Below are 16466 nucleotides of genomic sequence, written 5' to 3'. Positions count from 1 at the left end.
GGTATGGACGTGAAACGAGAGCCGGTCAGCCGCCGTGAGCGTCCCGCGAAGCCCGCTCTGACTCGGCACGGCATCGTGGAGACGGCCATGCGGATCATGCGCGCGGAGGGGCTGGAGAAGGTGACCATGCGCCGGCTCGCCCAGGAGCTGGACACCGGCCCCGCGTCCTTGTACGTCTATGTGGCCAACACCGCAGAACTGCACGCGGCCGTCCTGGACGCGCTCCTGGGCGAGGTCGACCTGGCCGCCGGAGAGGCGGGAGAGGGCTGGCGGGAACGGCTCTTCGCGGTGCTCTCCTCCTACACCCGGGTCCTGTTCGAGCACCCGCAGCTCGCCCGCTCGGCTCTGGTGGCCCGGCCCAGCGGCGTGAACTACCTGCGCCTGGTCGAACGCGTCCTCGGTCTGCTGGCCGCTAGCGGCGCGCCGCGGGGGCAGGTGGCCTGGGGTGTCGACAACCTGCTGCTGCATGCCACGGCCACCGCCGCCGAGCACGGCACTCAGCAGCGTGACCCGGCCTCGCGCGAGGACTGGGACGCGCTGAAGCAGGCCGTGAGCGCCGTGGATGAGACGACCCACCCGATGATCAGCGCGCATATGCCGGCCCTGCTCGCCGGAGCTGTCGAGGACCGTCTGACCTGGGGCTTCGACGTCCTGGTCAACGGCATCACGCACACCCCCCTTCCTGCCGGCGCCGACTGAGCGTCTTCTTTCCGATCCGGCCCCGGGCGCTGCGCTCCCGGGGCCTTTTCGCATGCGCAGCCTCGACGAACTTGTTCGTAACGAACATGTTCGTTACGTTGGAGGAGCCGCAGCATCCGGCGGCACGGCCGGGCACGGGCAACCCCTTGCCCGGTCGACACCCGGCACCACGACCTTCCGGAGGCACCCATGAACACGCACTTCCCCGTCGCGATCATCGGCGGCGGCCTGGGCGGCCTTACCGCCGCCCGGGTGCTGCACGTCCACGGCATCCAGGCGGCCGTCTTCGACCTGGAGGCGTCCGCCGAAGCCCGAACCCAGGGCGGCATGCTCGACATCCACGAGGACAGCGGCCAGCAGGCCCTGCGCGCCGCCGGCCTCCACGACGACTTCCTCAAGATCGTCCACCCGGGCGGCCAGGCCCTGCGCCTGCTCGGCCCGGACGGCACGGTCCACGTGGCCGAGGAGGACGACGCCACCGGCGGCCGGCCCGAGGTGGACCGCGGCGACCTTCGCGACCTCCTCCTGAACTCCCTGCCCGACGGCACCGTCCACTGGGGCAGGAAGGCCACCGGCGCCCGCCCGCTGGACGGGGGACGCCACGAAGTGTCCTTCGCGGACGGCACCACCCTCACCACCGACCTGCTGGTCGGTGCCGACGGCGCCTGGTCGCGCATCAGGCCGCTGCTCTCGGAAGCCGTCCCGGGCTACACCGGCATCTCCTTCGTCGAGACCGACCTCTTCGACGCCGACAGCCGTCACCCGCGCAGCGCCGCCGTCATCGGCGGCGGGTTCTTCCTCTCCCTCGGCGGCCGGAGCGGCTTCCTCGCCCACCGGGAGACCGACGGAAGCCTGCACGTCTACACCGCGCTCAAGGCCGCCGAGGACTGGCTGGACACCGTGGACTTCCGTGACGGCGACGCCGCCAAGGCCGCCGTCCTGGCCCACTTCGAGGGCTGGCACGAGGACCTGCGAGCCCTGGTCGTCGACGCCGACACCATCACCCCGCGCCGCGTCCACGCCCTGCCGGTCGGACACCGCTGGGACCGCGTCCCCGGCGTGACCCTGCTCGGCGACGCCGCCCACCTGATGTCCCCCTTTGCCGGCGAGGGCGCCAACCTCGCCATGCTCGACGGCGCCGAACTGGGGCAGGCCATCGCCGCCCACCCCGGCGACACGGAGGCAGCCCTCACCACCTACGAGAACGCCCTCTTCCCGCGCAGCGAGGCCTCCGCCGCCGAGTCCGCCGCCAGCCTGAACACCATGTTCGGCGACGACGGTCTGGAGAAGATGACCGCCTTCTTCACCACCGCCCCGGCCCGTGGGTGACAGCCCCTCGGCGGGAGCGGCAGCCTCCCGCCGAGGACCCTTCAGCGCTCTCCCGCCGTCCCACCTGACCGTGTCCTCACCGCCCGGCGGCGGCCGGGCCTTCTCCGACCGGAGTCATCATGCTGAACCTCGCGATCATCGTGGGCAGCACCAGCACCAGCACCAGCACCAGCACCGGACGCGTCGGCGTCCGATCGGCAGGCTGACGGCGACCGGGCGCAGCTGCCGCCGATTGTCTGCATCGCGAGGACGAGAGCCTGCTGGGCGGGGTTTGCAGGTGGCGGTCACGCCGCGGGCGCGGCCATGATCTTCTCGCCCCGAGAACAGCCTCGCTGACGCCGAGGCCCCTCTCTGCCAGAGCTAGGTGTGCATCTGCCGGAGCCCGGTTACACGGGGGCCTCGGTCTTCTGCTTGAGGCGTTCGTAGGGTGTCTGGCCGCCGAGAGCGCCGTGCGGGCGGTGGAAGTGGTGCCTCACCGGGGCGGCCCGGGACATCGGGGTCCCGGTGGCCCTCGTGACGCCGCCACCGCCTCGCCTCGGCGGGCCGGGCACGGTCCCCGGCGTGGTACCGCAGCCGTTTCGCGTGGTGCCCGGCCGGGGGCGTAGGGCTGTGCTGGTCAGGGGTGGGTGATGCGGGTGAGCGCGTTCGTGAGGAGGCGGATGGCGGCTTCGGCGTCGGCGAGGTCGTCGTCGGTGGGCGGGGCGGCGCCAAGGTGCGGCCGATGGGGGCGTCGAGGGCGCGCCAGTGCAGGACCGGCGCACTGTCCGCTTCCCAGGCGTGCAGCCCAGGCCGACCGCCGGGACCTCGAACGGCCGGGCCGCCGCAACACGCGGCGGCCCGGACCCGAAGTCTTCGCCGCAGTCACGAAGCGGCAGCCGCGAGCTGCTCCTCCAGGGCAGCCAGCGTCCGGTAGCAGTTCAGCACCTGGGCGATGGAGGAGTTCGGCTCGCGGCCGTCGCGGATGGCGGCGACGAACTCGCGGTCCTGCAGCTCGATGCCGTCCATCGAGACGTCGACGCCACTCACGTCGATCGGCTCGTCCTTCCCGGTGAAGAGGTCGTCGTAACGTGCGAGGTAGGTGCCGGTGTCGCCGATATAGCGGAAGAAGGTGCCCAGCGGACCGTCGTTGTTGAAGGACAGCGACAGCGTGCAGATGGCCCCGTTCTCCGCGCGCAGCTGGATCGACATGTCCATCGCGATGCCGAGTTCGGAGTGGATCGGTCCTTGGATCGCGTTGGCCTGCACGATCGGCGAGCCGGTCTGGTGGGCGAACAGGTCGACGGTGTGCGCGGCGTGGTGCCACAGCAGGTGGTCGGTCCAGGAGCGCTGCTGCCCGAGGGCGTTGAGGTTCGTGCGGCGGAAGAAGTAGGTCTGCACGTCCATCTGCTGGATCCGGAACTGCCCGGCCTGGATCCGCTGCCGCACCCACTGGTGGCTGGGGTTGAAGCGCCGGGTGTGCCCCACCATCGCGACGAGCCCGGTGCCCTGCTGCGCGGTCAGGCACGCCTCGGCGTCGGCTAGCGAGGCGGCCAACGGGATCTCGACCTGGACGTGCTTGCCCGCCTCCAGGCAGGCCAGCGTCTGCGCGGCGTGCATCGGCGTGGGCGTGGCGAGGATGACGGCGTCGACGTCGTCCATCGTCAGCACCTCCTCCAACGTCGCGACGCCTCGGCCCACGCCCTGTTCCTCGGCGAACTTCCGGGCGTTTTCGAGGGAGCTGCTCACGACGGCGGTCACCTCGACGCCCTTGATCCGCCTGAGCGCGGCCGCGTGCTTGGCACCGAAGGCGCCGCCTCCGGCGAGAGCGATCCGAACGGTCCGGTCGTCAGTCATGTCACTCCTTCACGGCGGGCACCTCGGCCCGCGGGTGGTTCTCCAGGATCAGGTGTCCGACGGCCGTGTTGGACGCCGGCACGTGGTAGAAGCGGTGCTTGACCTCGATCTCACCGCTTCCGTCGATGTCGCTCATCGAGCCGCGGGCGATCAGCCACATGACCAGCTCGATGCCCTCCGAGCCGGCCTCCTCGACGTACTCCAGGTGCGGCACCTGGGCCAGGCCCTGCGGATCCGCGATCAGCCGGTCCAGGAAGACGTTGTCCCACTCCCGGTTGATCAGGCCCGCCCGGGGCCCCTGCAGCTGGTGGCTCATGCCACCCGTGCCCCACACCTGGACGTTCAGCGGCCTGTCGTAGGACTCGATCGCCCGGCGCAGCGCCTGGCCGAGCCGGAAGCACCGCGCGCCCGAGGGCACCGGGTACTGCACCACGTTGACGTGGAACGGGATCACCTTGCACGGCCACCGCTCGACGTTCCCGAACATCAGTGACAGCGGGACGGTCAGGCCGTGGTCGACGGTCATCTCGTTGGCGAGGGTGAGGTCGAAGTCGGCGCGGATCAGTGCGTGCGCGATGTGCGCGGCCAGCTCCGGATCGCCCTCGATCCCGGGGACCGGCCTGGGTCCGTAGCCCTCGTCGGCGGTGGGGAAGGCAGCGCCGGTGCCGAGCACGAAGGTCGGGATCATCGACAGGTCGAAGGTGGAGGCGTGGTCGTTGTAGACCAGGAAGATCACGTCGGGGGCGTTGTCCCGTTCCCACTGCTTGGAGAACTCGTAGCCCTCGAAGACCGGCCGCCAGTAGGGCTCGTCGGTCTTGTGGTGGTCCATCGCCGCGCCGATCGCCGGTACGTGCGAGGTGAAGACCGCGCCGGTGATGACGGCCTGTCCCTGCGGCGAGCGCCGGCCGGTGTGGGCCGCTTCGAGGACGGCGTGGCCGATCCGGTTGCCGGCGATGGAGCGGCCGCCGGCGACCATCATGTCGCGGTAGTCCTGCTCGGTCATGCCGGTCATCGAGCCGGCCATCTGCTGGAACGACAGCCCCAGCGTCGCACCCCACTTGGCGAGGAAGTAGATGTTGCCGCCCTCCCGTATCGCGGCGTTGAGGTCGCGGTCGAGCAGCGCCTGCTTCTGCTCCTCCCGCAGCGGCCAGGCGTCCAGGTAGGCGCGCTCGTCGGCGAGGTAGCGCTCACGGTTCTCCGCCGTCATCAGCGACATGCAGAACTGGTTGAGGTGGTAGCCCTTGGCGGACTGCTCGGCGTCGAAGACGGTCGTCCCCGGGACCAGCTGGTAGCTCTTGTCCAGCGACATGGGTGGGTCCTCCGTTCGTGGGACGGTTCAGTCCGATTCGGGCCAGTACAGGCGCATCGGGTTGTCGACGAGGAGCCGGTGCCGCAGCTCCGGCGTCGGCGCGATGTGCGGCACGAAGTCGACGAGCAGGCCGTCGTCGGGCATGTGGTCGGTGAGGTTCGGGTGCGGCCAGTCGGTGCCCCACAGCACCCGGTCGGGGAACTCCTCGACCACGCGTCGGGCGAACGGGACGACGTCGCGGTAGGCCGCCCGCTCACCGTCGAGGGCCGGCGGGCCGCTCACCGACATCCGCTCCGGGCAGGTGACCTTGCACCAGATGTCGGGGCGGGCCCGCATGAAGTCCAGGAACGCCTCGAACTCCGGGCCGTGCGGGTCCTTGGCGACATCGGGCCGGCCCATGTGGTCGACGACCAGCGGCACCGGGATCGAGAGGAGGAACTCGCGCAGGTCGGCGAGGTCGGCCGCCTCGAAGTAGACGACGACGTGCCAGCCGTACGGCCTGATCCGCTCGACGACGTCCCACAGGTCCTGCTGCGGCGCCGCGTCGACGAGCCGCTTGACGAAGTTGAACCGCACGCCGCGCACCCCTGCCTCGTGCAGTTCCCGCACCTGCGCGTCGGGGATCCCGGGGCGCACCGTCGCCACGCCGCGGGCCAGGCCCCCCGAGGCTCGCAGGGCATCGACCATGGCGCTGTTGTCCGCGCCGTGGCAGGTCGCCTGGACCACGACGGTGCGGGCGAAGCCCAGGCGGTCGCGCAGCTCGAAGAGCTGCTCCTTCGACGCGTCGCACGGGGTGTACTTGCGTTCGGGGGCGTACGGGAACTCCGCGCCCGGCCCGAAGACGTGGCAGTGCGCGTCGACGGCGCCCGCGGGCAGCCGGAACTGCGGGCGGCTCGGACCGGCGTACCAGTCCAGCCAGCCGGGGGTCTTCTCGAAGGTCGTCGTCATCCTCAGTCCTCGTACCGCAGCCCGAGCGCGGCCAGCGGGCCGCGCATGCCGTAGATGTCCAGGCCGAGTTCGCCCGCGCGGAACCTCACGCGCTTGCCCGCCTCGCCCGCCTCGCGCCCGGCCGCCGCCTCGGCGACCTCGGCGGCCCGCTCGCGCGGCACGACGACGATGCCGTCGCCGTCCGCGAGGACGACGTCGCCGGGCCGGACCAGGGCGTTGGCGCAGACCACCGGCACGTTGACCGAGCCGAGGGTGGCCTTGACCGTGCCCTTGGCGTTGACCGCCCGCGCGAAGACCGGGAAGTCCATCTCCTGGAGGTCGGCCACGTCGCGGACGCCGCCGTCGATGACCAGGCCCCGGCATCCCCGGGCGCGGAAGGAGGTGGCGAGCAGGTCGCCGAAGAAACCGTCCTCGCTCTCGGTCGTGCAGGCGGCGACGACGACGTCGCCCTCGCGGATCTGCTCGGCGGCGACGTGCAGCATCCAGTTGTCGCCGGGCTGCAGCAGGACGGTCACCGCCGTGCCGCACAGCCGGGCCTCGGGGTAGACCGGGCGCAGGTAGGGGCGCATGAGTCCGACCCGGCCCATCGCCTCGTGGACCGTCGCGACGCCGAACTCCGACAGCGCGGCGACCGTCTGGGGGTCGGCGCGGGTGATCGACGTGTGGACGACACCCATGTCGGTGTGTTCCATGGCTTCTTCTCCTGGGTTCAACGCCCGGCTGCGGCGAGGCGGGCGGCGAGGCGGGCGGCAAGGCGGGGGTAGACACGCAGGGCGTTGCCCGAGTAGACGGCGGCCCGCTCCTCGTCCGAGAGGTTCGGGGCCGCGTCGACGTACCGCTTCGTGTCGTCGAAGTGGTGGCCGGTGCGCGGGTCGATGTCGCGGACCGCGCCGATCATCTCGCTGGCGAAGAGGACCGACCGGCTGGGGATCACCCGGGTCAGCAGGTCGATGCCGGGCTGGTGGTAGACGCAGGTGTCGAAGAAGACGTTGTCCAGCAGCGTCTCGGGATCCGGCTTGCCGAGCGCCATCGCCAGGCCGCGGAACCGGCCCCAGTGGTAGGGCACCGCGCCGCCGCCGTGCGGGATCACGAACCGCAGCGTCGGGAAGTCGGCGAACAGGTCGCCCTGGACCAGCTGCATGAACGCCGTGGTGTCGGCGTTGAGGTAGTGGGCACCGGTGGTGTGGAAGGCCGGGTTGCACGACGTGCTGACGTGGATCATGGCAGGGATGTCGTACTCGGCCATCGCCTCGTAGAGCGGGTACCAGCTGCGGTCGGTCAGTGGCGGCGCGGTCCACCGGCCGCCCGATGGGTCGGGGTTGAGGTTGACCGTCACCGCTCCGAGTTCCTCGACGGCGCGGCGCAGTTCGGGCAGACAGCTCGCGGGGTCGACTCCGGGCGACTGCGGGAGCATCGCGCCCACCGCGAAGCGGTCGGGATAGAGCGTGCCGACGCGGTGGACCAGGTCGTTGCAGATCCGCGCCCACACCGAGGAGACCGCGAAGTCGCCGATGTGGTGGGCCATGAAGCTGGCCCGCGGGGAGAAGATCGTCAGGTCGCTGCCGCGCTCGTCCATGAGCCGCAGCTGGTTGCCCTCGATCGCCCGGCGCAGGTCGTCGTCGGTGATGACCAGGTCGTCGGGGTCGGGTGCGTCGCCGGCGGAGCCGGCCGCCGCCACCTGCCGGTCCCGCCACTGCGCCAACTGCGGCGGTGCGGTGGTGAAGTGACCGTGACAGTCGATGATCATGCGTGCTCTCCTGGAGGGCGTTCGGGGTCAGTCCTGGGCCGCGGGCCAGCCGGTGTACTGCTCGGCGAGGAAGGTGCGGCCCGCCCGGGTGCCCACCGCGTTGTCGAGCTCGCCGAGCTGACGCCGCAGGTCGAACGGCGTGGCGCCGGGCGCGGTGTGCAGCAGCCGGGTCATCCAGTACGAGAAGTTCTGTGCCCGCCAGACCCGCTGGAGGGCGCGCGGCTGGTAGTCGTCCAGCGCGGCCGCGCCCTCACCGCCGAGCGCCCGCAGCAGGACACCGGCGAGGACCTTCACGTCGTGCAGCGCCAGGTTCAGCCCGCGGGCGCCGGTCGGCGGTACGGTGTGCGCGGCGTCGCCCGCCAGCGCCATCGAGCCCCAGCGCATCGGCTCCTGCACGAAGGAGCGGAACCGCAGCACCGTCTTCTCCAGGATCGGCCCCTCCTTGAGCCGGAAGCCGTCCTCGCCGGCCACCCGGGCCTGGAGCGTCTCCCAGATGCGGTCGTCGGGCCAGGCGTCCACGGACTCGTCGGGGGCGCACTGGAAGTACATCCGCTGCACGGTCTCGGTGCGCTGGCTGATCAGCGCGAACCCGTGTTCGGAGTGGGCGTAGACCAGCTCGGGTGCGCTCGTCGGTGCCTCGGCCATGATGCCGAACCACGCGAAGGGGTACTCCTTGCCGTAGCGCGCCCGCCGGTCCTCGGGGACCAGATCGCGGCACATGCTGCGCGACCCGTCCGCACCGACCACGTACCGTGCCCGGACTTCGTGGCGGGTCCCGTCGGGCGCGGTCCAGCGGACCCGGGGAGCGTCGGTCGGGATGTCGAGGACTTCGGTGTCCCTGACGCCGAAGTGGACCGTGCCGCCGTCGCGCTGCCGGGCGTCGGCCAGGTCGACGAACACGTCGGTCTGCGGGTAGAGCCACACCGACGCGCCGACCAGCTCCTTGAAGTCGATGCGGTACGGCCGGCCGCCGAACCGGAGCTCGACGCCCTCGTGCTCGTGGCCGTCGAGCAGGACCCGCTCGGAGACACCGGTCTCGACCAGGTCCCGGGTCGCGTCGGCTTCGAGGATGCCGGCCCGCTGCGTCGTCTCGATCTCGTGCCGGGTGCGGGTGTCGAGCACGATCGTCTCGACCCCGGCTCGCCCGAGCAGATGGGCCAGCATCAGGCCGGCTGGGCCGGCACCGACGACGGCGACGGGGACCGAGGCAACGGTGTCGACGATGGCATCGGCCATGGCATCTCCTGAACGGTGGCGCGGGGTCGCGAAGGTTTCGAACACCCCGAACGCTCGCATCCGGGTCCTCGACCGGTCGCCCCCCTTTCCGTCAGGCGGAAACCTCCCCGGGTTTCAGGCCGTCGTCCGGGCCCGCCTGCCGAGTTCCTCGGAGATCCCCCGCACAGCCCTCAGCAGCGGCTCGCGCAGGCCGCGCGCCCGGCTCGCACCCCGCGCCGCGATGACGATCCCCAGGGCGGCGCTCACCGGGCCGGCCCGGCCGATCCGCACCGGCGCGGCCACCGCGACGGAGCGCTCCGAGAGCTGCCGGTCACTGACGAAGACCTGCTCGCGGCGGATCCGGTCCAGCTGCGCCCGCAGCGCCTTCGGTTCGGTGACGGTGTGCGGGGTCCAGGCCCGGAGCGGCGATTCGAGGACTTCCTCCTGGATCTCTTGGGGCGCGTGCGCCAGCAGCACCCGGCCCATCCCGGTGGAGCCGATGGGAAACCGGGATCCGACCATCGTGACGACCTCGACCGACCCGTGTCCCGCGATCCGTTCCACGAAGACCAGCTCCGTGCCCTCGCGCACCGCGAGCTGGACGTTCTCGTGGGTCGCCTCGTAGAGGTCCTGCATGAACGGCAGCGCCGCGTCACGCAGGATCTGGGTCCGCGGACACCCCGAGGCGATCTCCCACAGGCGCAGCCCGATGTGCCACGACCCGTCCTCCGCGCGTTCGAGCGCTCCCCAGCCCGCCAGCTCCGTGACCACGCGGTGCGTGGTGCTCAAGGCCATGCCCGTACGCTGAGCGATCTCCGACAGTGTCTGCGACGGGTGCTCACGGTCGAAGGCCGCAAGGACCTCAAGGACCTTTCCGGCCGCCGTGCTCCGGGGTGTGATCATCCGGCCAGTCTCGCAGACCGGCGCGAAGCCCCCTGGCACGCGTCGTACCGGCTGCCGGACCCAAGGAGGCGATGTGAACCAAGAGATCTCCGGGCTGTCCTCGATGGCGACGCGGCCGGTCCTGGCCGACCTCTGCGAACACCTGCGGCACACCTGCGGCACCCCGGTGCGCTTCGAGTCCGCAGGCGGCGTCGAGGTCGCACGGCGGGTGCGCGAGGGTGCCGGGGCCGACCTGCTCGTCCTCGCCGCAGGAGCACTGGCCGAACTGGAGGAGGAGGGACTCGTGCTGAGGGGCACGGCGCGCCCGCTCTGGGTCTCCCAGGTCGTCGCCGCGGTACCGGACGGGGCGCCGGTACCGGCGCTCGACTCGGAATCCGACCTGCGGGCCGCGCTCCTGTCCGCGACGGGGGTCGCGTACTCCACCGGTCCCAGCGGGACGGCTCTCATCGGGCTGATCGCCCGGCTGGGGCTCACCGGCACGCTCTCGGAGCGGCTCGTCCAGGCGCCGGCGGGGGTGCCCGCCGGCAGCCTGCTCTCGTCCGGCCGGGCCGACCTGGCCTTCCAGCAGCGCAGCGAGCTGACGGACCTGCCGGGTGTCTTCGTCGTCGGACCGCTGCCCGGCGACACCGCGATCGACTCGGTCTTCAGCGGGGGCGTCCTTGCGTCCTCCGGCCGACCGGGCCGGGCCCGCACGGTCCTCGACCTCCTCGGCTCCGACACGGCGTCGGGGATCGCCCGCGCCAGGGGCATGCGGGCGGTCGGGTAGCAGGGCCCGACACGAGGCCCCGGAAAGCGCGGAACCACCCGGCGGACGATCGGCACGGCTCTTATGACAACAGGATTGACGTGTCTTTGGCTCCCCCGGTTTCATGGCTCGCACTTCCCCCACCCCCACCCCCCCACCCCCAAGGCGGTGATCCCTTGGCATCGACGGCGAAGGCCACGGGCAGCGGTCTGGTCGGCGCCCGGTGGGGTGCCGAGCCGCGGACGATGAGCGCCTCCGCGCAGCGCTGCCCGACCAGCCGCAACGCCGTGTCGACGCGTGTCGACGCGTGTCGACGATCAGTTCGCGGACACTGCGCGTTCGCTCGTCCCGGCCGCTACGACAACGCCGTCGACGTAGACGGGTCTCCTGGGTGGCCGAGTGCTTCCCGGGCGCGGTTGAGGTAGGCGCGGAAGGCGGTGCGCTCCCGGGCCGTGAAGCCCGTGAGCATCTCGTCCTCCAGTTCCCGGACGGCCGGGGCATGGAGGGCCAGCAGGGCGCGGCCGTCGTCGGTGAGGCTGATGACGTGGCGGCGCCGGCTCGCCGGGTCCGGGGACCGGGTGATGAGGTTCCGTCGCTCCAGTGCGCCGACCAGGTCGGACATGGACTGCGGTCTGACGAAGGAGTTGCGGGCGAGCTCGGCCGAGGACATCCCGTCCCGGCGTTCGAGCACGGTCAGCGCGGTGTACTGGAGGGCGGTGACGCCCGAGGGCTTGAGCAGTTCGTCGAGCCGGGCCCGGGTGGCCAGCTCGACCTGCTTCACCGCGTACAAGAACGACGGCGGAGCGACGCCCGTCACAAGTCCTCCCCATCGTCAGGAAACCTGTCGAAAATCCTAGCCCAACCCCCTTGCCTGACGGCGCCAGACCCTCCGATACTCAGGATTCCTGATAATTGAGGAGCCTTCCCGTGAGCACGCTTTCCATCGAACACCGCGACGCTGTCGCGGTGTTGAAACTCCGCCGCGCCAGCAAGCGCAACGCCCTCGACGACGCCACCGTGCTGAGCATCGAGGAGTTCTTCCGGAAGCCTGGCGCCGACGTCCGCGCCGTCGTCCTGGACGCCGAGGGTGATCACTTCTCGGCCGGGCTCGACCTCGGCGAGCTGACCGAGCGCTCCACCGAGGAGGCTCTGGAGCACTCGCTCATGTGGCACCGCGTCTTCGACACCATCGAGGCCGGGCGCGTCCCCGTGGTGGCTGCCCTCAAGGGCGCGGTGATCGGCGGCGGCCTGGAGCTGGCCGCCGCCGCGCACATCCGCGTGGCCGAGCCGTCCACGTTCTACGCGCTGCCCGAGGGACAGCGCGGACTCTTCGTCGGCGGTGGCGGCTCGGTCCGGATCCCCCGGCTGATCGGCGCGCACCGGATGGCGGACATGATGCTCACCGGCCGCGTCCTCGACGCCGCCGAGGGCCTGGCCGCCGGCCTCTCGCAGTACCTGACCGAGGAGGGCGGGGCGCGTGCGAAGGCCCTGGAACTCGCGGAGCGGATCGCGGCCAACGCGCCGCTGACCAACTTCGCCGTCCTCCAGGCGCTCCCCCGGATCGCCGAGGCCCCGCCCGCGGGCGGCTTCCTGCTCGAATCCCTCATGTCGGCCGTAGCGGCCGGCAGCCGCGACGCCCAGGAGCGGATGCGGGCGTTCCTGGACGGCCGCGCCGCGAAGGTCGCCGCCGGACCGGGCACCCACCGGAAGGACGCCCGATGAACGAGATCCTCAGCACCCCCGGCCCCAGGGTCAGGGACGAGTCGGAGATCGGCCGCTACCTCCGCTGGCTGGAGACGGAGCGGCAGCTGAGCTTCCCCGACTACGACAGCCTGTGGCAGTGGTCCGTCACCGAACTGGACGGCTTCTGGTCGTCGGTCTGGGAGTTCTTCGACGTCCGCCCGCACACCCCGCCCACCGCCGCGTTGGGCCGCAGGTCCATGCCGGACACCGAGTGGTTCCCCGGCGCGACCCTCAACTACGCCGAGCACGCGCTCGGCCGCGAGGGGGCCGCCGCCGACGACGCCGCCGTCGCGCTGGTCGCCCGCTCCCAGACCCGGGCACCGGTCGAGCTGACCTTCGGCGAGCTCCGTGACCAGGTCGCCCGGGCGCGCGCCGGGCTGCTGCGCCTCGGCGTCTGCCAGGGCGACCGGGTCGTCGCCTACCTGCCGAACATCCCGGAGACGCTGGTGGCCTTCCTCGCCACCGCGAGCATCGGGGCGGTCTGGGCGGCCTGCGCGCCGGAGTTCGGCCCGCGCAGCGTGGTCGACCGGTTCGCCCAGCTCGAACCGAAGGTGCTGCTGACCGTCGCCGGCTACCGCTACGGGGACCGGGACGTCGACCGCCGCACCGAGGTGGCGGAGATCGCCGTTCAGCTGCCCACCGTCGAGCGGGTCGTCCACGTCGCGTACGGACCGAACGCCCTCCCCGACGCGCTGGGCTGGGCGGAGCTGCTGGCCGAACCGGCCGAACTGTCCTTCGCTCCCGTGCCGTTCGACCATCCGCTGTTCGTGCTCTTCTCCTCCGGCACCACCGGCATTCCCAAGGCGATCGTCCACCGGCACGGCGGGATCCTCCTGGAGCACCTGAAGAACAACGCGCTGAGCTGGGACCTGAAGCCGGGCGACCGGATGCTCTGGTTCAGCACCACCGCCTGGATGCTGTGGAACACCCTGGTCTCGGCGCTGCTCGTCCGCGCCTCGATCGTCATGATCGACGGCAATCCGGTCCACCCCGACCTGCGGGAGCAGTGGCGGATCGCGGAGGAGACGGGGGCGACGCTGATGGGTGTGAGCCCCGGCTACCTCATGGCCTGCCGCAAGGCCGGGATCCGGCCCGCCGAGGAGTTCGACCTGTCGCGGCTGCGGCAGCTCGGCGCGGCGGGCAGCCCGCTCGCCGCCGACGGTTTCCGCTGGGTGGCCGAGCAGTTCGGGGGCCGGGTCCTCCTGAACGTCGGCTGCGGCGGCACCGACGTCTGTACCGGCATCCTCCAGGGCAGCCCGCTCCAGACCGTGCGCGCCGGGGAGATCTCCGGGCCCTGCCTCGGGGTCGCCGCGTACGCCTACGACAGCGAGGGCCGGCGGGTCGTCGGCGAGCTGGGCGAGCTGGTGATCACCGAGCCGATGCCGTCGATGCCCGTCGGCTTCTGGGGCGACACCGACGGCTCCCGCTACCGGGCCGCGTACTTCGAGGAGTACCCGGGCGTGTGGCGGCACGGCGACTGGGTGCGGTTCGCGCCCGAGGGCCACTGCGTCGTCGCCGGACGCTCCGACGCCACCCTCAACCGGGGCGGGGTCCGGCTCGGCACCGCCGAGTTCTACGCCGTCGTCGAGGACCTGCCCGAGATCGAGGACAGTCTCGTCGTCCACATCGAGGACCCCGAGGGCGGCAACGGGGAGCTGCTGCTCTTCGTCGCGGGCCCCGCGGAGCTGGACGACGCCCTCCGTACGAGGATCGCCCGCGCGCTGCGGTCGGCGCTGTCGCCGCGGCACGTCCCGGACGTCATCGAGCAGGTACCGGCCGTCCCGCGCAACCGCACCGGCAAGAAGCTGGAGGTGCCGGTCAAACGGATCCTCCTCGGCGCGCGTCCCGAGTCCGTCGCCAGCACCGACGTGCTCGCCGACCCCTGTTCCCTGGCCGCCTTCGTCGCGTACGCCGTCGGGCGGGCCGCCGGCACCGGGCACGGGAGCGCGTCGTGAGGGTCGCCGTGGTCGGCACCGGGGTCATCGGAGCGTCCTGGACCACGCTCCTCCTGTCGTACGGGCACGAGGTCGTCGCCAGCGATCCCGCACCCGGCGCGGAGGAGCGCCTCCGGGCCGCCGTCGCCGCCGACCAGCGCCGGCTGTCCTTCACCCCGGACCTCGCCGAAGCCGTCGCGGACGCCGGCTTCGTCCAGGAGAACGGCCCGGAGCGTCCCGAGCTGAAGGACGAGGTCTTCGCCGTCCTCGACGCCGCGGCCCCGCCGGGGACGATCCTGGCGAGCAGTTCCTCCGGGCTGCTGCCGTCGCGGATCCAACGGGCCTGCGCGGCCCATCCCGAACGGGTCCTCGTGGGGCACCCGTTCAACCCGCCCCACCTCATCCCCCTGGTCGAGGTCGTACCGGGCGAGCGGACCGATGAAACCGCCGTCGAAGCGGCCATGGAGTTCTACCGAAGCCTGGGCCGCCGTCCGATCCGGCTGCGCCAGGAACTGCCCGGCCATGTCGCGAACCGGCTCCAGGCCGCGCTGTGGCGGGAGGCCTACTCCCTGGTCGAGCGGGGCGCGGCGAGCGTCGCCGACATCGACGCGGCCATCGCCCACGGTCCCGGCCTGCGCTGGGCGCTGCTCGGGCCCTTCCTCAACCAGCACCTCTCGGGCGGTGCGGGCGGCATCGCGCACGTCCTGGAGCACCTCGGCCCGCCCATGGAGGAGTGGTGGGCCGACCTCGGCGCACCGCGCCTCACGCCCGAGCTGACGCGCGCGATCGCCGAAGGCGTCAGCGACGAGCTGGCCGGTACCGCGGCGGCCGACCTCGTCGCGGAGCGCGACGCCCTGCTCTCCCTCCTCCTCGACGCCAAGAACCGGACCGACCACCTGTGAGCACACCGATGAACCCCGCCGATGCGATCGCCATCGACTTCCACGTGCACGTGGAGCAGGACGCCCACGGCCATCTCGCGCTCGACCCGGAGCTGATGGACGCCTCGGCCGCCTACTTCAAGTCCGGCCAGGACCGCACGCCGACCGTGGAGCGCCTGGCCGCGTACTACCGCGAGCGCCGCACGGCCGCCGTGATCTTCACGGTGGACGCCACCACGGGCCTGGGCCATCCCGCCCTGTCCAGTGAGGAGATCGCCGAGGCGGCGGCCGCCCACCCGGACGTCCTCATCCCGTTCGGCTCGGTCGACCCCCACCGCCCGGACGCCGTCGCCCGGGCCCGCTCGCTCGTCCTCGACCACGGCGTCCGCGGCTTCAAGTTCCACCCGAGCCTCCAGGCGTTCGCGCCGAACGCCCGCGAGCACTACCCGCTCTACGAGACGATCCAGGAACTGGGTGTCCCCGCCCTGTTCCACACCGGGCAGACCGGGATCGGCGCCGGCCTGCCCGGCGGGCGCGGCATCAAGCTGCGCTGGTCCGACCCGATGCTCCTGGACGACGTCGCCGCCGACTTCCCCGGCCTGACCATCGTCCTCGCGCACCCGTCGGTGCCCTGGCAGGACGAAGCGATCTCCATCGCCACGCACAAGGCCAACGTCTACATCGACCTGTCGGGGTGGTCGCCGAAGTACTTCCCGCCGCAACTCGTGAAGGCGGCCGGCTCCTTCCTCCGGCACAAGGTGCTGTTCGGCTCGGACTTCCCCGTCGTCACGCCCGACCGCTGGCTGGCGGACTTCGACACCCTCGACATCAAACCGGAGGTCCGCCCCCTGATCCTCAAGGAGAACGCCGTCCGCGTCCTGGCCCTCTGACAGCGCACGCGAAGGCGATCGGGCGGTGGTTTCCCGGCGCTCCGTTCCTCTCATCGGCAACGCGCCCGACTGCCTGTCAGTGAAGAACCGGGCGGCGGCTCCGTGCGGCGGTCGGCGCCGAGGGAGCAGCGCCACCGGCCCGCGGCCATTCCAGCCGGGGCCGGATGCGTCACTCAGGCCCGGCACACCGGGGCCCTCTCGCCGACGGGTGAAAACTGACCGCTGAACGGCGGACCAACGGTGACCCACCTCGCGATCGTCTGATCATCCTGATCTTCATTGAGGGTCAG

Annotated in this window: 15 protein-coding genes; 7 read left to right on the top strand and 8 right to left on the bottom strand. The window is 71.9% G+C overall.

The genetic code is table 11. The features are described from left to right. Positions 1–3: 3 nt before the first annotated feature. Positions 4–699 (top strand): TetR/AcrR family transcriptional regulator, encoded by a 696-nt coding sequence (locus ACIGG8_RS38770; RefSeq protein WP_396553296.1) that lies wholly within the window; start codon positions 4–6, stop codon positions 697–699. Between the two features lie 189 nt (positions 700–888). Then, positions 889–2028 carry an FAD-dependent oxidoreductase gene (locus ACIGG8_RS38765; RefSeq protein ID WP_396553295.1) on the top strand — a complete coding sequence of 380 codons (1140 nt, stop codon included), beginning with the start codon at positions 889–891 and terminating at the stop codon, positions 2026–2028. Between the two features lie 861 nt (positions 2029–2889). Here the strand turns inward: ACIGG8_RS38765 and ACIGG8_RS38760 are convergent. From ACIGG8_RS38760 to ACIGG8_RS38730, 7 genes are all read right to left on the bottom strand, one after another. Further along, positions 2890–3861, bottom strand: coding sequence for a Gfo/Idh/MocA family oxidoreductase (locus tag ACIGG8_RS38760; protein ID WP_396553294.1), 972 nt, complete (start codon positions 3859–3861; stop codon positions 2890–2892). Position 3862: 1 nt separating this feature from the next. Then, on the bottom strand, positions 3863–5170 hold the full coding sequence (gene ligA, locus ACIGG8_RS38755; protein WP_396553293.1) for a protocatechuate 4,5-dioxygenase subunit alpha: 1308 nt from the start codon (positions 5168–5170) through the stop codon (positions 3863–3865). Between the two features lie 27 nt (positions 5171–5197). After that, positions 5198–6118, bottom strand: a complete 921-nt coding sequence (locus tag ACIGG8_RS38750; protein WP_396553292.1) for an amidohydrolase family protein — start codon at positions 6116–6118, stop codon at positions 5198–5200. Positions 6119–6120: 2 nt separating this feature from the next. Further along, a complete protein-coding gene (gene ligK, locus ACIGG8_RS38745; RefSeq protein WP_396553291.1) occupies positions 6121–6810 on the bottom strand; it encodes a 4-carboxy-4-hydroxy-2-oxoadipate aldolase/oxaloacetate decarboxylase in 690 nt (229 codons plus the stop codon). A gap of 17 nt (positions 6811–6827) precedes the next feature. Further along, on the bottom strand, positions 6828–7865 hold the full coding sequence (locus tag ACIGG8_RS38740) for an amidohydrolase family protein (protein WP_396553290.1): 1038 nt from the start codon (positions 7863–7865) through the stop codon (positions 6828–6830). A 27-nt stretch (positions 7866–7892) separates the two neighbouring features. Further along, positions 7893–9101, bottom strand: a complete 1209-nt coding sequence (locus ACIGG8_RS38735; protein ID WP_396553289.1) for a 4-hydroxybenzoate 3-monooxygenase — start codon at positions 9099–9101, stop codon at positions 7893–7895. A 114-nt stretch (positions 9102–9215) separates the two neighbouring features. Then, on the bottom strand, positions 9216–9983 hold the full coding sequence (locus tag ACIGG8_RS38730) for an IclR family transcriptional regulator (protein ID WP_396553288.1): 768 nt from the start codon (positions 9981–9983) through the stop codon (positions 9216–9218). A gap of 73 nt (positions 9984–10056) precedes the next feature. On the opposite strand from ACIGG8_RS38730, the gene ACIGG8_RS38725 reads away from it, so the two are divergent. Further along, a complete protein-coding gene (locus tag ACIGG8_RS38725; protein ID WP_396553287.1) occupies positions 10057–10749 on the top strand; it encodes a substrate-binding domain-containing protein in 693 nt (230 codons plus the stop codon). A 334-nt stretch (positions 10750–11083) separates the two neighbouring features. Here the strand turns inward: ACIGG8_RS38725 and ACIGG8_RS38720 are convergent, their stop codons facing one another. Then, positions 11084–11545 (bottom strand): MarR family winged helix-turn-helix transcriptional regulator, encoded by a 462-nt coding sequence (locus tag ACIGG8_RS38720; protein WP_396553286.1) that lies wholly within the window; start codon positions 11543–11545, stop codon positions 11084–11086. A gap of 110 nt (positions 11546–11655) precedes the next feature. On the opposite strand from ACIGG8_RS38720, the gene ACIGG8_RS38715 reads away from it, so the two are divergent. Genes ACIGG8_RS38715 through ACIGG8_RS38700 form a run of 4 tightly spaced genes read left to right on the top strand, consistent with a single transcriptional unit; the run spans position 11656 to position 16176 of the window. Continuing rightward, positions 11656–12450: a crotonase/enoyl-CoA hydratase family protein gene (locus ACIGG8_RS38715; protein ID WP_396553285.1), complete on the top strand. Its 795-nt coding sequence runs from the start codon at positions 11656–11658 to the stop codon at positions 12448–12450. Continuing rightward, positions 12447–14426, top strand: coding sequence for an acetoacetate--CoA ligase (locus ACIGG8_RS38710; RefSeq protein ID WP_396553284.1), 1980 nt, complete (start codon positions 12447–12449; stop codon positions 14424–14426). Before ACIGG8_RS38715 ends, ACIGG8_RS38710 begins: the two co-directional genes overlap by 4 nt. Next, positions 14423–15307, top strand: a complete 885-nt coding sequence (locus tag ACIGG8_RS38705) for a 3-hydroxyacyl-CoA dehydrogenase NAD-binding domain-containing protein (RefSeq protein ID WP_396553283.1) — start codon at positions 14423–14425, stop codon at positions 15305–15307. Before ACIGG8_RS38710 ends, ACIGG8_RS38705 begins: the two co-directional genes overlap by 4 nt. A gap of 8 nt (positions 15308–15315) precedes the next feature. Beyond that, positions 15316–16176 (top strand): amidohydrolase family protein, encoded by an 861-nt coding sequence (locus tag ACIGG8_RS38700; protein WP_396553282.1) that lies wholly within the window; start codon positions 15316–15318, stop codon positions 16174–16176. Positions 16177–16466 lie beyond the last annotated feature (290 nt).

Source organism: Kitasatospora sp. NPDC085464, assembly GCF_044541955.1.
Classification (GTDB): domain Bacteria; phylum Actinomycetota; class Actinomycetes; order Streptomycetales; family Streptomycetaceae; genus Kitasatospora.
The sequence above is the reverse complement of the archived record's forward strand: the minus strand, read 5'-3'. Positions and strand labels throughout refer to the sequence as shown.

Coding starts and splice junctions, on each gene's coding strand:
- ACIGG8_RS38770 (WP_396553296.1), top strand. CDS start 4: ATGGACGTGAAACGAGAGCCGGTCAGCCGCCGTGAGCGTCCCGCGAAG.
- ACIGG8_RS38765 (WP_396553295.1), top strand. CDS start 889: ATGAACACGCACTTCCCCGTCGCGATCATCGGCGGCGGCCTGGGCGGC.
- ACIGG8_RS38760 (WP_396553294.1), bottom strand. CDS start 3,861: ATGACTGACGACCGGACCGTTCGGATCGCTCTCGCCGGAGGCGGCGCC.
- ligA (WP_396553293.1), bottom strand. CDS start 5,170: ATGTCGCTGGACAAGAGCTACCAGCTGGTCCCGGGGACGACCGTCTTC.
- ACIGG8_RS38750 (WP_396553292.1), bottom strand. CDS start 6,118: ATGACGACGACCTTCGAGAAGACCCCCGGCTGGCTGGACTGGTACGCC.
- ligK (WP_396553291.1), bottom strand. CDS start 6,810: ATGGAACACACCGACATGGGTGTCGTCCACACGTCGATCACCCGCGCC.
- ACIGG8_RS38740 (WP_396553290.1), bottom strand. CDS start 7,865: ATGATCATCGACTGTCACGGTCACTTCACCACCGCACCGCCGCAGTTG.
- ACIGG8_RS38735 (WP_396553289.1), bottom strand. CDS start 9,101: ATGGCCGATGCCATCGTCGACACCGTTGCCTCGGTCCCCGTCGCCGTC.
- ACIGG8_RS38730 (WP_396553288.1), bottom strand. CDS start 9,983: ATGATCACACCCCGGAGCACGGCGGCCGGAAAGGTCCTTGAGGTCCTT.
- ACIGG8_RS38710 (WP_396553284.1), top strand. CDS start 12,447: ATGAACGAGATCCTCAGCACCCCCGGCCCCAGGGTCAGGGACGAGTCG.
- ACIGG8_RS38700 (WP_396553282.1), top strand. CDS start 15,316: ATGAACCCCGCCGATGCGATCGCCATCGACTTCCACGTGCACGTGGAG.